We start from the raw sequence: 14,520 nt of genomic DNA on the forward strand, positions 1-14,520 counted from the left end.
CGCTCACGATGCGGCGACCAGGGACTTGAGCACCGAGGTGAAGAAGCCGAGCCCCTCGGTGGTCGGGCCGGTCAGCTCTTCGACGGCGTGTTCGGGGTGCGGCATGAGGCCGACCACGTTCCCGGCCTCATTGGTGATTCCGGCGATGTCGCGGCGGGATCCGTTCGGGTTCGACCCGGCGTATCGGAGAACGATCCGGCCTTCGGCCTCGAGCGCGTCGAGGGTGCGCTCCGCCGCCACATATCCGCCCTCGTTGTTCTTGATCGGGACGGTGATCTCCTGACCCTGTTCGTAATCCACGGTCCAGGGAGTGTTCGCGTTCTCGATACGGAGTCGCTGATCGCGGCAGATGAAGTGCAGATGGTCGTTACGTGTCAACGCGCCCGGCAGCAGATGAGATTCGCAGAGCACCTGGAAGCCGTTGCAGATGCCGAGCACCGGCATTCCGATCCGTGCCTGCTCGATGACTGTCTGCATGACCGGCGAGAAACGGGCGATGGCACCGCAGCGCAGATAGTCGCCGTAGGAGAATCCGCCGGGCAGTACGACCGCGTCGACCTGCCGGATGTCCTTCTCGCGGTGCCAGAGCGCGACGGGTTCACCCCCCGCGAGGCGCACCGCGCGGGCGGCGTCGCGGTCGTCGAGCGAGCCGGGGAACGTGACGACGCCGATACGGCCGAGGCCCGGGCCTGAGCCCGAAGCGCCGGGGGCCGGGGCGGGGGCGTCCGTACGCACGCTCACGCCACCGCTCCCGCGTCCGCGCTCGGGCCCGCCGCCGGCTGTTCGGCGACGCGGACGGTGAAGTCCTCGATGACGGTGTTGGCGAGGAAGGTCTCGGCCATCTCTCGGATACGGGCGAGGGCGGCGTCGTCGACGGGCCCTTCCACTTCGAGTTCGAAGCGCTTGCCCTGGCGGACGTCGGTGATTCCTTCGAAGCCCAGTCGGGGCAGTGCGCGCTGGACGGCCTGTCCCTGCGGGTCGAGGATCTCCGGCTTCAGCATGACGTCGACTACGACGCGAGGCACGGGTACTCCCGGTGAGGTGGGTGCTGCTTGGTGCCGCCAGCGTACCCGGCGACAGAATCTACGCGGGTAGATATGTGGGCTCGGACAACCGTGACTCTCTCGCACTGGGAAAACGGCGACGGAAAAAGTATGGTCGCTGGTACGGCGTGACACGCGAGCACGAATATCCTCGCTCGCAAAGCAATGCCCGCCACTTGTACAAGAATAGACATTGATCCCAATCAGCCGGATCGCCCTGTTCCCGCACGTCAGCACGGCGACCGGGAGAGTTACCCCGGCGATCCTTACCGAAGGGCCGATATCCGTGGCGCAGCGCGTAGTGGTCACACTCTCGGACGACGTCGATGGCGGAGAAGCATCGGAGACGGTGGCATTCGGCCTCGACGGGAAGTCGTACGAGATCGATCTCAGCACCGCGAACGCGAAGAAACTGCGGGGGGCGCTCGAACCATTTGTGGAAGCCGGCCGCAAGCGGTCGAAGTCGGGCAAGACCTACCACCGGACCTCCGTGGCGCCCGACCCGCGCGCGGTACGCGCGTGGGCGGAGTCCAACGGCTTCAAGGTGCCGCCGCGCGGACGCATCCCGAAGAAGGTCTACGAGGCGTTCAGCGAGGCCCGTTGAGTCAACTTGCGGACACCCCCGGTTGATCCGCTAGAGTTCAGCGCACGCCGCGAGGGAAACCTCACGGAGCGCGCGGGTGTAGCTCAGTAGTAGAGCGCCCCCTTTCCAAGGGGGAGGCGCAGTGTGCGATCCCTGTCACCCGCTCTGTCCGCTCAACCGGTCTCCAGGATCGGGTAGAGTGGCTGTTGCGCCACCCGGTGAAAGCCGAGTGGATGCGCGCGGACGTAGCTCAGCTGGTAGAGCGCAACCTTGCCAAGGTTGAGGTCGCGAGTTCGAACCTCGTCGTCCGCTCAGTGAGAGCAGGAAGAAGGGCCCGGCCGGAAACGGCCGGGCCCTTCTCGTGCGTCCGGGGCCCGCGTAACGGCTGTGCCCAGGGGGCATGACGTTTGTCACTTCCGGCCGTGACAGCCGGCACTGCACCGCGGCCGCGTCCGGCGGAAGCCTGTACGTATGGACGTGATCGAGGCCGCCGGCGTGAAACGGCGATACGGAGCGGGGTTCGAGGCCGTACGCGGTGTCTCGTTCTCCGTGCGCGAGGGCGAGATCTTCGCCCTGCTGGGCACGAACGGTGCGGGCAAGACCTCCACCGTCGAACTGCTGGAAGGGCTCGCCCCGCCGAGCGGCGGCCGGGTACGGGTGCTCGGCATGGACCCGTACACCGACCGCGAGCGCGTGCGCCCCCGTACGGGCGTGATGCTCCAGGAGGGCGGCTTCCCGTCCGAGCTGACGGTGACCGAGACCGCCCGCATGTGGGCGGGCTGCACCAGCGGCGCGCGGCAGGTCGGCGAGGCGCTGGGCCGCGTAGGGCTGACCGGGCGGCGCGAGAAAGTACGCGTGAAGCAGCTGTCCGGCGGCGAACGGCGGCGGCTGGACCTGGCGTTGGCGCTCATCGGGCAGCCGGAGGTGCTGTTCCTGGACGAGCCGACGACCGGGCTGGACGCGGAGGGGCGGCGCGAAACCTGGGATCTCGTACGGGCCTTGCGCGCCGAGGGCACCACCGTGCTGCTCACGACGCACTACCTGGAGGAGGCCGAGGAGCTGGCCGACCGGCTGGCGATCATGCGCTCGGGCCGGATCGTCGCCGCCGGGACGGCGGCGGAGGTGACGTCGGCGCGGCCGTCCCGTATCCGCTTCACCCTGCCGGAAGGGGTGGGCCCGGAGCGGCTGCCGCTGTCCGTACGGGCGGCCGTGGACGGGCGCAAGGCCGAGATCCGTACGGAGCGGCTGCAGGAGACCCTCACCGAACTCCTGCTGTGGGCGCGTGAGCTGGGCGTGGGGCTGCACGGGCTGGACGCGCGGTCGGCCTCGCTGGAGGAGGCGTTCCTGGACATCGCGCGAGCGGACACCGAGAACGGTGCGGACGGTGCGGACGGCGCCGGCACGGACCGTACGGCGCACGACGGCGTGGAGGTGTCGGCATGAGCACCGCGACCGCCGGTACGGCCCCCGCCGCGGGCACCGCCCGTACGACCGCCGCGGGACGGCTGCGGGCGCTCGGGCGGGCCGAACTGACCCTGCTCGTCCGGAACCGGACCGCCCTCTTCTCCGCGCTCGCGATCCCCGTCCTCCTCACCGTGACGACCAGGGGCCTCGTGGAGGAGATGGACCTGTCCGGCACCGGACTGTCCGTCGGCACGGTGCTGCTGCCCGGGTCGATGGGCTTCGTGCTGCTCTTCGCCGTGTACTCGAACATGGTCGGCACCTACACCGCACGGCGCGAGGAACTCGTACTCAAACGGCTCCGCACCGGCGAACCCGGCGACACGGAGATCCTCCTCGGCGCCGCCCTGCCCACAATCGTCATTGCGGTGACGCAGTGCGTGCTGCTGGCCGTCGGCGGCGCGATCCTGCTCGACCTGTCCGCCCCCGGCGCACCCGTACTGCTGGTCGCCGGACTGCTGCTGGGCCTGGCCCTGACGGTGGCGGCCGCGGCGGCCTCGACCATCGTCACCCGCTCCACGGAGGCGGCGCAGATGACGCCGCTGCCGTTGATGATGGTGTCGTTCGTCTTCTCGGAGGTCTTCGTTCCGTTGGACGGCATGCCCGACACGGTGGCGGCGGTGGCCGCGTGGCTGCCGATGAGCCCCGTCATGGAGCTCCTGCGCGGCGGCTGGACCGGCGACCTCGGCGCCGCCGAGGCCCTGCGGGCGCTGGTTGTGGCGGGGGCCTGGACGGCGCTGGCCCTGTGGGCGGTGCGGAAGCGGTTCCGGTGGGAGCCTCGACGGTGAGGTGAACGGTGAACGTACGGTGCCGGGGTGCGCGTCGTACGACCGCGGAGGGGGCGGCCGTACGGAGGCGGAAGTGAGACCGTACGGCGGCGGAAACGGCAGCGTACGGAGGCGTCGGAGGACCGGGAAGGCACGGGAGCGCGGGATGACGGAGAGCAGGGCACGGGCATGATCGGCTGGGCGCTGGCGAAACGGCGCGGCTGGCACGCGCACAGCAGCCACGCGCAGGTCGAGAAGAGCATCTACTGGTCGCTGGGCGGGCTGCCCTGGATCATGTTCGCCACCGGCGGGCTGCAGATCCTGCCGCGCACCGTCCAGGAGCCGCTGCCGGAGACGCTGGCCTGGACGCTCGTGGCGCTGATGGCGACCTCGTGCGTGATCGGCGTACGCATCCTGCGGCAGAGCCTGAACAGCTATCTGGGTGCGGGACCCGCGCCCCGTACGGGCATGTTCCTGCTGGCCGCTTGCATGGCAGTGGTGATCGCCCTTCTGGTGACGCTCATCGCCGTCGACGGGACGGAGGACGACGGGGCCGTGGCGGGGGCGGCGCTGTTCGCGGTGGTGACGCCGTTCCTCGGCCCGTTGGTGCTGCTGACCTCCGTACGGGCGGCCGCGCTCGCACACGCGGGAATCTCGGCGGTCGCGATCGCGGCTTCGGGCGCGGCCGGTGCGGGCCTGAAAGCGTTGCTGGCGAGCGCGGCCGTGCTGACGGTCGGCGGCGCGATCGTCCTGTTCTCGGTGCGCTGCTCGGGCTGGTACATGGTGGTGATGCGGGAGCTGGACGAGGCCCGCGACGTCCAGTCCCAGCTGGCCGTCGCCGAGGAACGCCTCCGCTTCGCCCGCGACCTGCACGACGTGATGGGCCGGAACATGTCGGTGATCGCGCTCAAGAGCGAGCTGGCCGTACGCCTCGTGGGGCGCGGTTCGCCGTCCGCCGCGGACCAGATGGTCGAGGTGCAGCGGATCGCGCGGGACTCGCAGCGGGAGATCCAGGACGTCGTCCGGGGATACCGCGAAGCCGACCTCCTGACGGAACTCGCGGGCGCGCGGGGCATCCTGCAGGCGGCGGGAATCGACTGCCGTACGGAGGTGGGCCGTACGGGCGGGCCGCAGCTCGGGAGCGCGCAGCTCGGGAACGCGGGGCCCGGGGCGGGAACGGCGGAGGGAGCGGCCTCGGCCGGCGAACTGCCGGAGCCGGTGCGGTCCGCCCTGGGCTGGGTCGTCCGCGAGGGCACCACGAACGTACTCCGGCACGCGAACGCCACCCGGTGCACCGTCACCCTGCGGCTGGCGGGCGAACGGGACGGCACGGCGGTGCTCACGATGGAGAACGACGGGGCGAGCGCCGGGCGGGATGGCGGAGGGGGAGGCCCCGTGGGCGGCTCCGGGCTGGCGGGCGGCTCCGGGCTGGCCGGACTGCGTGAACGGCTGGCGGCGCTCGGCGGCACGCTGACGGCCGAGCCGGTGGACGGCGACGGCAGGTTCCGCCTCACGGCGCGCGTCCCGCTGGCGTTCCCGGCCGGGGAGACGACGGCGAAGGACGGGGACGGAGACGCGGTGAAGCGGGGCGCGGTGAAAGGGGGCGCCTCGTACGGCCGCGGGACCCGTACGGAGGGGCGCGACCGCGCGTACCTGGGGGAGCGCTCGTACCAGGGGGGAGAGGCACGATGACCCATGAGCACCGGACAGAGCATCGGACAGAGGACGGAACAGCGGAGACGGCCCCGGCGGCAGACAGCGCGCAAGCGAGGCCGATCCGCGTGCTGCTCGCGGACGACGAACACCTCATCCGCGGCGCGCTGGCCGCGCTGCTGGCGCTGGAAGACGACCTGGTGGTGGTCACCGAGGCCGCCTCGGGACCGGAGGCGCTGGCCATGGCACGGGCACACGAGCCGGACGTGGCGGTCCTGGACCTCCAGATGCCGGGCGTGGACGGGGTGACCGTCGCCACGACGCTGCGGAGCGAACTGCCCGGCTGCGCCACCATGATCGTCACGGGCCACGGCCGCCCGGGACACCTCAAGCGTGCGCTCGAGGCGGGGGCGCGCGGCTTCGTACCGAAGACGGTCTCGGCGCAGCGCCTCGCCGAGATCATCCGCACTGTGCACGCAGGCAACCGCTACATCGACCCCGAACTGGCCGCCGACGCGATCAGCTCCGGCGACTCGCCGCTGACAGCACGGGAGGCGGAACTGCTGGAGCTGGCGGCGGACGGCGCCCCGGTCGCGGAGATCGCGGAACGGGCGTCGCTGGCGCCGGGCACCGTACGGAACTACCTCTCCTCGGCCACCGCGAAGCTCGGCGCGGAGAACCGCCACGCGGCGGTCCGCCTGGCCCGCAAACGCGGCTGGCTCTGACGGAAACCGCCCCGCAACCACCCACAACCCAGCCCGTCCGACCCTGGGAACGGCCCGCAACCACCCACAACCCAGCCCGTCCGGCGCTTGAGGACGGCCCTCGGCCACCGCGAAACGGTCCACCGGCCCACCGGTCGTCGCGAACGGCGGCGGGCCCGCCGACCCACACGCCCGTACGGCCCGTACAAAAACGCCCGCTACGCTTCTCCCCGTGAAGGTCCTCGTCATCGGCGGCGGCGCCCGCGAACACGCCCTGTGCCGCTCCCTCTCCCTCGACCCCGACGTCACCGCGCTCCACTGCGCCCCCGGCAACGCCGGGATCGCCGACGTGGCGACGCTCCACCAGGTCGATCCGCTGGACGGGGACGCCGTCGCCGCGCTGGCCGCCGAGGTGGAGGCCGGGCTCGTGGTGGTGGGGCCGGAGGCACCGCTGGTCGCCGGTGTGGCCGACACCGTACGGGCGCGTGGCGTCGCCGTCTTCGGGCCGTCCGCGGAGGCGGCGCAGCTCGAGGGCTCGAAGGCGTTCGCCAAGGAGGTGATGGCCGCCGCCGGCGTGCCCACCGCCCGCTCCTACGTCTGCACGAACGCCGCCGAGATCGACGCCGCCCTGGACGCGTTCGGCCCCCCGTACGTGGTGAAGGACGACGGCCTCGCGGCGGGCAAGGGCGTGGTCGTCACCGACGACCTCGACGCCGCACGCGAACACGCCCGCGGCTGCGCGCGCGTCGTGATCGAGGAGTTCCTGGACGGTCCCGAGGTGTCGCTGTTCGCGGTCACCGACGGCGAGCACGTCGTACCCCTCCAGCCCGCACAGGACTTCAAGCGCGCCTACGACGCCGACGAGGGCCCGAACACGGGCGGCATGGGCGCGTACTCGCCGCTCCCCTGGGCCGACCCGAAGCTGGTCGACGAGATCGAGCGGACGGTGCTGCAGCCGACGGTCGACGAACTGCGCCGCCGCGGCACGCCGTTCTCCGGACTGCTGTACGCGGGGCTGGCGATCACGTCGCGCGGGGTACGGGTGATCGAGTTCAACGCGCGTTTCGGCGACCCCGAGACGCAGGCCGTGCTGGCGCGGCTGCGTACGCCGCTGGGCGGCCTGCTGCACGCGGCGGCCACGGGGACGCTGGCCGAGTTCCCGCCGCTGCGCTGGCACGAGGGGGCGGCGGTGACGGTGGTCATCGCCGCGCACAACTACCCGGGCACGCCCCGTACCGGCGACCCGGTCGAGGGACTCGACGCGGTGCTGGCGCAGGACGCGCCCAAGGCGTACGTCCTGCACGCGGGCACCCGGCGCGACGCGGACGGCCGTACGGTCAGCGCGGGCGGCCGCGTGCTGTCGGTGACCGCCACGGGGGCGGACCTGGCGAAGGCGCGCACGCGGGCGTACGAGGCGGTGGGGCGCATCCGGCTGGAGGGCTCGCACCACCGGACGGACATCGCGGAACGGGCGGCGGCGGACGCGGCCGAGACGGACGCGTAGAGCCGGTCCGCCCGTCGAACGCGTGGAACACGCGGAACACGCGGAACACGCGGAACACGCGGAACACGTAGAGCACGTGGAACTCATCGAACCCGGCACATACCTCGCAGTACGGGCATCGCGCACATAAGTGGCACCCGTACCACCCCCCTCTGACGCAACATCTCTCCCCAAAGCCATTCCATCGGGTGACGGACGGCCGTCCGGCTGACGGGTGCACGGGGCCCAACTAGGGTTCCCGGCAAGCCGTAACCAGCCGAATCGGGCCGGTCCACCGACTGGCCCTGCGCGCATTGCGTTGTCAGTGCGCGGTGCCACAGTGGGGGAACGTCGCGTTAATCGACAGAGGCAATCGACAGCGGTCCTACGTGCTCCGGGGGTGAGCAGCTCGTGCCAGGCCAGCAGGCGAACACCCCCACCGCACGCAGTCACGCCCTCGCCGTGCTGCGCATCCGCGGCTCCGCGCTCAGCATCGCGCTGCTGCCCGCGGCGGCCGCCGTCATCCTGCACGCGGGCGGCGTGACGGGGCAGTTGGGCAGTGCGTGGGACGGGCTCCGCTGGACGGTGACGGTCGTCGCGGTGCTGACGCTCGCGGTTGCCGCCGTCGTCGCGATAGTGATCGCGCGGGCGAGACCCGCGATCACCCCCACGGTGCCGGTCGCGCAGGCGGCGGCACCGGATCTGTATGCGCTGGTGCGCGAACTCGCGCAGCGGCTGGACGTGCCGGTTCCGTCGGCGATCGCGCTCACGCCCGACTGCGACAGCTGGCTCGAGGACCGTACGCATCCGGCGCACGGAGCGGACGACGAGAGTGGGGACGCGGGCAGGGACGAGAGCGGGCACGCGGGCAGGGATGCGGGCGCTCGTCGGCGCCGCCGCGTACGCCGGGGCGCGGAGCCGGAGGCACCGGTGCTGGTCATCGGCTCGCCGTTCCTGTGGTGGATGCGGGTCGCGGAGCTGCGCGCGCTGCTGGCCCCAGTGGTCGCCGGCACGGGACCTTCCGCGCATCCCGACATAGCGGCCGCACGGCGCTGCGTCCGCAGCCTCGACGCGGCAGTGGCCGCGGCGGACCACGCGCGGATGGCGGCGAGCGTGCCGGGCGCCGCGGGGCAGCGGCGTGGGGCGGTGCGGCGGGTGGTGCTGCGGTTCACGGGCTGGATCGCGCGGCTGATGCTCCGTTCCTGCGGCCCGCACACGTCCGAGATGGAACGCGGCGTCGCGGCCGCCGCGGCGGACCGCGCGAAGGGGACCGACAAACGGCTGCGGGTCACCGCACAGGAGCAGGTCGGGCTCGCCTACGCGGGCTGGGACCGGCTGCTGACCCGGGTCGCGCTGCCCGCCTGGCGGGCGGGGCGCTGGCCCTCCCGGCTGGACGCCGGGGTGGTCTCGGCGCTCACCGAGCTCTCCCGCCGCGACCGCCTCGCCGAGGACTTCTCCTCGCGGCTCGGCGAACGGCCCGCGTGTGACCTCCTCGAGGAGCCCGGCAGCATGGACGAGTCGATCTCGCTGCTGGCCGCGCGGCTGTTCCACGGCGAGCCGAGAGGGCACGGCACGGACGGCACCGAATGGGCGCCGGTGGACTGGGCGGCGTATCCGGAGGAGGTCGTCGACCGCATCTGGCGCGCGGAGGCGTCCCGCCTGTTCGACGCGCTGGACGCCACGGAGGCCGCGGAGGCGGCGGTGCTGGGCGGTGGCACGGCGAAGACTGCCGCGCCGGGCGCGCCGGGCGCGTACGCCCCGGACGCCCGGCAGATACGCGGCTCCCGCGCGGACGCACACGCGGGAGCGAACGGCGCCGACCCGTCCGCCGACACCTCCGCCGCCGCGGCCCAGGAGCGGGAGCGGCAGCCGGAGCGTACGCGCGGCGGGCCCCCGTACGGCGTGACCCTCTCCCGTATCATCGACCGGCTCACGCGCCCCGCCGCCGACGCGGGCACCGACGCCCACCGCGGTGACGGCAACCCGGACGGCGCGGGGGACCCGGACGGCGCGGACGAGCCAGACGCGGACGTCGCCACCGGCCACGGCGACGCGATCGCCGCGCGGATCAGCGCCACCGTGGCGCGCGAGGAGCTGGCGCGCGGCGCGGTGCCGGGCACGGGGACCGCGGCAGGCGACCCGTTGCAGCCCGTGGACGGCCTGCCGCAGCCGATGGGCCTCCCGCTGGAACCGCCGCGCAGCGGCCGGGAGTTGCTCGCCGAGCACATCGCGGCCGCCGTGTGCTGCGCCGCCGTCGACACCGCCGGTGCGGCGCCGGGCCTGGACTGGCTGGACGGCCCGGTGCTGCTGGTCGACGGAGAGCGGTCCGCGGACCTCACCCGTCCGGTTCTCGCGCTCGTCGAGGACGGTGACGCGCAACCGTTGCGAGGGTGGCTCGCGAGAGCGGGCGTGCGCCCCGACAAGCCCGTACGCCTCATCTGACCGACCGCGCCGGCCGTTCCGGGCCTCGCGCAGGCGCGTGCGTACCACAGCCGTCCGTCCCAGGGCGGGCACTCCAGCCATTCTCGCGACGAACGGTGACGAACCGCTCGCGTTATGTGATGTGCTTGTTCCGTGACCGCGGGGGACTTGGAGGGGAGCACGACGTGAGGACGCAGCAGATCGGCCGTTGGGAGTCCGGCGCACTCGCGCACGCCGTCACCGATCCGTTCGGGCAGGGACCGCTGCCGTGGTTGCGCGGCAGCGAGCACTACTTCGAGAACGGCCGGGTGGTGCCCTGGTACGTCGACCTGGCCTCCGGCTGCGAGGGCCACACCGGCGCCGCCGCCGGACCGGACGGCGGACCCGGCGGCACGGCCGCACGCACCGGAAGACCCGGCACCGCCCCCGTCCCCGGCACCGGCACCGGCACCGACTTCACCCGTGTCATCCCGACCCCGCGCGGCACCGGCAGCGGCCCCCGTACTGCAGACGACGTGCACTGCCAGATCAAGGGCTTCGCGTCCGGCGATGGCGGCGTCCTCCCGGGCGCGTCCATCGACTTCCGGGTCACCGTCAACCCGCCCCAGCCGTTCAGCGTCGACGTCTACCGCATCGGGCACTACGGCGGCGAGGGCGCCACCAAGATCACCACCAGTCCGCGCCTCTCCGGCATCGTGCAGCCCGAGCCGCTGGCCGCCGAGCGCACCGTGTCGTGCCACCACTGGTGGCTGTCGTGGCGGCTGCAGATCCCGGACTACTGGTCGACGGGCGCCCATGTCGCGGTGCTGACCACGGCGGACGGCCACCGTTCCCACGTGCCGTTCACCGTCCGCGACCGCGATCCGGCCGATCTGCTGCTGCTCATGCCGGACATCACGTGGCAGGCGTACAACCTGTTCCCGGAGGACGGCCGTACGGGCGCCAGCCTCTACCACGCGTGGGACAGCGAGGGCCGCCTCCTCGGCGAGGAGGACGCCGCCGTCACGGTGTCCTTCGACCGCCCGTTCGCGGGCGCGGGCCTGCCGCTGCACGTCGGGCACGCGTACGACTTCATCCGCTGGGCCGAGCGCTACGGCTACGACCTCGCGTACGCCGACACCCGCGACCTGCACGCGGGCCGTGTCGACCCCACCCGTTACCGCGGGCTCGTCTTCCCCGGCCACGACGAGTACTGGTCGGGGCCGATGCGCCGCGCCGCCGAGAAGGCGCGGGACAGCGGCACGGCGCTGGTGTTCCTGTCCGCGAACAGCATGTACTGGCAGGTGGAGCTGGACCCGCTGGCCAACGGCGCCCCCGACCGCCTGCTCAGCTGCCGCAAGCGGCGGGGCGGCGGCCGTTCCGCGCTGTGGCGCGAGCAGGGCGAGCCGGAGCAGCAGCTGCTGGGCATCCAGTACGCGGGCCAGGTGCCGGAGCCGCGCCCGCTGGTCGTACGGAACGCGGACCACTGGCTGTGGGACGCGACCGGCGCGGCGGAGGGCGACGAACTGCCGGGCCTGGTGGCGGGCGAGGCCGACCGGTACTTCCCGCGTACGCAGCTCCCGGCGCACACGCACCGCATCCTCCTCGCCCACTCCCCGTACCGCACGCACGCGGGCGCCCGGCGGCACCAGGAGACCTCGCTGTACAGAGCGGCGAGCGGCGCCCTCGTCTTCGCCTCCGGCACCTTCGCGTGGTCGCCCGCGCTGGACCGGCCCGGGCACACGGACGCCCGCGTGCAGCGGGCCACGGCGAACCTGCTGGACCGCATCTGCAAACGGGACTGACCGGGGCGGGCCCGTGCCACCCTGACGAGCCGCCACACGGCGCATCAAGGAGAATGCAGAAGTCCGCCGTGCCGCCGATGGGAGAGTGCCGTGTCCGGATTCGTCGAGAAGCCCGAGCCCGTACACGTGCCCGGGCTGGTGCACCTGCACACCGGCAAGGTGCGCGAGCTGTACCAGAACGAGGCCGGCGAGCTGGTCATGGTCGCCAGCGACCGGATCTCCGCGTACGACTGGGTGCTCCCGAGCACCATCCCGGACAAGGGCCGGATTCTGACGCAGCTTTCGCTGTGGTGGTTCGAGCAGCTGGCGGACCTGGTGCCGAACCACGTGCTCTCCACCGACCTCCCCGCCGGCGCACCCGCCGACTGGGCCGGCCGTACGGTCGTGTGCCGCCCGCTGCGCATGGTCCCGGTCGAGTGCGTGGCGCGCGGCTACCTCACGGGGTCGGGCCTGGCGGAGTACGAGCAGTCGCGTACGGTCTGCGGGCTCGCGCTCCCCGAGGGCCTGTCCGACGGGTCCGAACTGCCCGCGCCGATCTTCACCCCGGCCACCAAGGCGGAGGTCGGGGAGCACGACGAGAACGTCGCGTACGAGGATGTCGCCCGGCGGGTCGGGCCCGAAACGGCAGCCCAGCTGCGGCAGTTGACGATGGCCGTCTACCATCGGGGCCGTGATCTCGCCCGCGACCGTGGCATCATCCTGGCCGACACGAAGTTCGAGTTCGGCTTCGAGACGGCCGGCGACAGCGGCGGCGAGGGCGGGGAGCGGCTGGTCCTCGGGGACGAGGTGCTCACCCCCGACTCGTCCCGCTTCTGGCTCGCCGCCGACTGGGAGCCGGGCCGCGCACAGCGGCCGTTCGACAAGCAGTACGTGCGCGACTGGCTGTCGGGCCCGGAGTCCGGCTGGGACCGGCGCTCCGAGCAGCCGCCGCCGGAGCTGCCCGCACATGTCGTGGAGCGGACCCGGGACACGTACGCGGAGGCGTACCGGCTGCTGACCGGTACTCCCTTCGAGTGAGGGCCGAAGGAGCCCGGGACCGCAGTCAGCGCCCCTTTCGGGGCGAAAATCCCCGTATCGTGCCTTCGCCGTCCGGCTTGTGGCGGTAAAACGTACGGGCGCAACGAAGGGCGTACGTGCGTAACGAAGAACGTACGGTGCGACAAGCACGTACGGGAGCAACGGAAGCAGAAGCGGCAGCGGACGCGGCGGTGGCCGCGGGAGCGGCGAAGGGGGCGGCGGGCGGGTCCAAGCGCGGGTCCAGGCGGCCGACCGTACGGCCGGTGCCAGGTGGCACGGCCGGTGGCAGGAAGTGGAGTTGGCGGGTGAGTCAGCCGGAGATGCGTCCCGAGGAGACCGCACGGGGTGGTGCCGCGAAGCGGAGCCGGCGGCGTGGTGACCTGCTGGGCCGCGCGTTTCCGCCCGGGGACTGGGAGGAGCCCGCGGAGCGGCTCGACGAGCTGTACCAGTGGGTGGAGCAGGGCGCGCTCGGAGTCGTCGACTGGTATCTGGCCGACCGGCGCTGGAAGCGCCGCGCGGCACGGACGCTGCGCTGCGGTACGGCGGCCGGGCTGACCGCGGGGGCGGCGCTGCCGCTGCTGGAGCTGACGGACGCGTTCGGCGCGGACCTCGCGCCGTGGGGGTTCGTGGCGCTGCTGGGCGCGGCGGCGTGCGCGGGATGCGACCGCTGGTTCGGGCTGACGTCGGGCTGGATGCGTTCGGTGGCGACGGCGCAGGCCGTGCAACGCCGCCTGGAGACCTTCCAGTACGACTGGGCCACGGAGAGCATCCGCGAGGTCCTCGGCCCGACCGAGGGCACCGCGAGCGAGGCCGCCGAGCGCTGCCTCGGTGTGCTGCGGCGCTTCGCGGAGGACGTCACGGAGCTCGTACGGGCCGAAACGGCGGACTGGATCGTGGAGTTCCGTACGTCGCCGACGGCGCTGCGGGCGCAGTCGGGCGGCAGCACGGGCGGCAGCCGCACGGAGGGCGGCCCGACGGCCCGCTTCCCCCTGCTGCCGGGCACGACCCGCCCGAACATGCCACGCCAGCGCCCACCGGACAGCTCGCGATGACCGGCCGCGCTGTGGCGACGGGCAGGCGGTGAACAGGGCGTGGCCGGCGAGCGCGTCGGGGACGGCCTCCAGCCAGAGGGGGCAGCGGATCAGATCCAGGCCGCCATCGACGGGGAACTGCGGCTTCTCGACCCCGAAGTCCGCGCCTCCGCCCGGCTGGTGACGGAGCTGCTGGACCCGGAGTTCACCGAGTTCGGCGCCTCCGGGCGGCGCTGGGACCGCGGCACCGTCATGACCGCGATGGCCTCCGGACCAGGCGGCGGCGAGACGCCGACCGCTGTCACGGGGATGGCGGGGACGCTGCTCGCATCCGGCGTCGTCCACCTCACCTACGTCTCGGAACGGGACGGCCGCCGGGCCCGCCGCAGCTCGCTGTGGCGCCACCGTACGGGTGTGGGCTGGCGGTTGTACTTCCACCAGGGGACGCTCGCGGACGAGGCGTAGCGCCGACCCGCGAGGGGGCTCCGCCGACGACGCGAGGACCGGCCGGGGAGCCGGAACGGGCCGCGGGGGCGGCGGGCTTGCCATAGAGCGTGCTCTAAATCCTAGTCT

General features: G+C 73.0%; 13 protein-coding genes and 2 tRNA genes. 13 read left to right on the forward strand and 2 right to left on the reverse strand.

What is annotated here, in order from left to right; genetic code table 11:
- Positions 1–3: 3 nt before the first annotated feature.
- Positions 4–735: a phosphoribosylformylglycinamidine synthase subunit PurQ gene (gene purQ, locus DVA86_RS21325; RefSeq protein ID WP_281279360.1), complete on the reverse strand. Its 732-nt coding sequence runs from the start codon at positions 733–735 to the stop codon at positions 4–6.
- Between the two features lie 2 nt (positions 736–737).
- Entirely contained in the window at positions 738–1,025 is a 288-nt protein-coding gene (gene purS, locus DVA86_RS21330) for a phosphoribosylformylglycinamidine synthase subunit PurS (protein WP_208880571.1), read from the reverse strand.
- Between the two features lie 304 nt (positions 1,026–1,329).
- Between purS and DVA86_RS21335 the strand changes: the two genes are divergently transcribed.
- The 13 genes from DVA86_RS21335 (at position 1,330) to DVA86_RS21395 (ending at position 14,412) form a co-directional block, all read left to right on the forward strand.
- Positions 1,330–1,647: a histone-like nucleoid-structuring protein Lsr2 gene (locus DVA86_RS21335; protein ID WP_208880573.1), complete on the forward strand. Its 318-nt coding sequence runs from the start codon at positions 1,330–1,332 to the stop codon at positions 1,645–1,647.
- A 72-nt stretch (positions 1,648–1,719) separates the two neighbouring features.
- Positions 1,720–1,791: transfer RNA gene (locus DVA86_RS21340), tRNA-Gly, on the forward strand.
- Between the two features lie 74 nt (positions 1,792–1,865).
- Positions 1,866–1,938: transfer RNA gene (locus DVA86_RS21345), tRNA-Gly, on the forward strand.
- Between the two features lie 159 nt (positions 1,939–2,097).
- Positions 2,098–3,069 carry an ABC transporter ATP-binding protein gene (locus tag DVA86_RS21350; RefSeq protein ID WP_208880575.1) on the forward strand — a complete coding sequence of 324 codons (972 nt, stop codon included), beginning with the start codon at positions 2,098–2,100 and terminating at the stop codon, positions 3,067–3,069.
- Positions 3,066–3,875 (forward strand): ABC transporter permease, encoded by an 810-nt coding sequence (locus DVA86_RS21355; protein WP_208880577.1) that lies wholly within the window; start codon positions 3,066–3,068, stop codon positions 3,873–3,875. The genes DVA86_RS21350 and DVA86_RS21355 overlap by 4 nt, the downstream gene beginning before the upstream one ends.
- Positions 3,876–3,902: 27 nt before the next feature.
- Complete coding sequence (locus tag DVA86_RS21360) at positions 3,903–5,546, forward strand: sensor histidine kinase (RefSeq protein WP_245996860.1); 1,644 nt, start codon at positions 3,903–3,905, stop codon at positions 5,544–5,546.
- A gap of 83 nt (positions 5,547–5,629) precedes the next feature.
- The gene (locus DVA86_RS21365; protein WP_245997695.1) at positions 5,630–6,232 is read left to right on the forward strand and encodes a response regulator transcription factor; all 603 of its coding nucleotides are present in this window, start codon (positions 5,630–5,632) and stop codon (positions 6,230–6,232) included.
- A 211-nt stretch (positions 6,233–6,443) separates the two neighbouring features.
- Positions 6,444–7,715, forward strand: a complete 1,272-nt coding sequence (gene purD / locus DVA86_RS21370; RefSeq protein ID WP_208880580.1) for a phosphoribosylamine--glycine ligase — start codon at positions 6,444–6,446, stop codon at positions 7,713–7,715.
- Between the two features lie 390 nt (positions 7,716–8,105).
- A complete protein-coding gene (locus DVA86_RS21375) occupies positions 8,106–10,136 on the forward strand; it encodes a hypothetical protein (protein WP_208880582.1) in 2,031 nt (676 codons plus the stop codon).
- A 119-nt stretch (positions 10,137–10,255) separates the two neighbouring features.
- Positions 10,256–11,899, forward strand: coding sequence for a N,N-dimethylformamidase beta subunit family domain-containing protein (locus DVA86_RS21380; RefSeq protein WP_425470895.1), 1,644 nt, complete (start codon positions 10,256–10,258; stop codon positions 11,897–11,899).
- 90 nt (positions 11,900–11,989) lie between these two features.
- On the forward strand, positions 11,990–12,916 hold the full coding sequence (locus DVA86_RS21385) for a phosphoribosylaminoimidazolesuccinocarboxamide synthase (RefSeq protein ID WP_208880585.1): 927 nt from the start codon (positions 11,990–11,992) through the stop codon (positions 12,914–12,916).
- 305 nt (positions 12,917–13,221) lie between these two features.
- The gene (locus DVA86_RS21390) at positions 13,222–13,968 is read left to right on the forward strand and encodes an SLATT domain-containing protein (protein ID WP_425470896.1); all 747 of its coding nucleotides are present in this window, start codon (positions 13,222–13,224) and stop codon (positions 13,966–13,968) included.
- Between the two features lie 39 nt (positions 13,969–14,007).
- Positions 14,008–14,412: a nuclear transport factor 2 family protein gene (locus DVA86_RS21395; protein WP_245996875.1), complete on the forward strand. Its 405-nt coding sequence runs from the start codon at positions 14,008–14,010 to the stop codon at positions 14,410–14,412.
- Positions 14,413–14,520 lie beyond the last annotated feature (108 nt).

The sequence above is a fragment of the Streptomyces armeniacus genome (assembly GCF_003355155.1).
GTDB lineage: Bacteria > Actinomycetota > Actinomycetes > Streptomycetales > Streptomycetaceae > Streptomyces > Streptomyces armeniacus.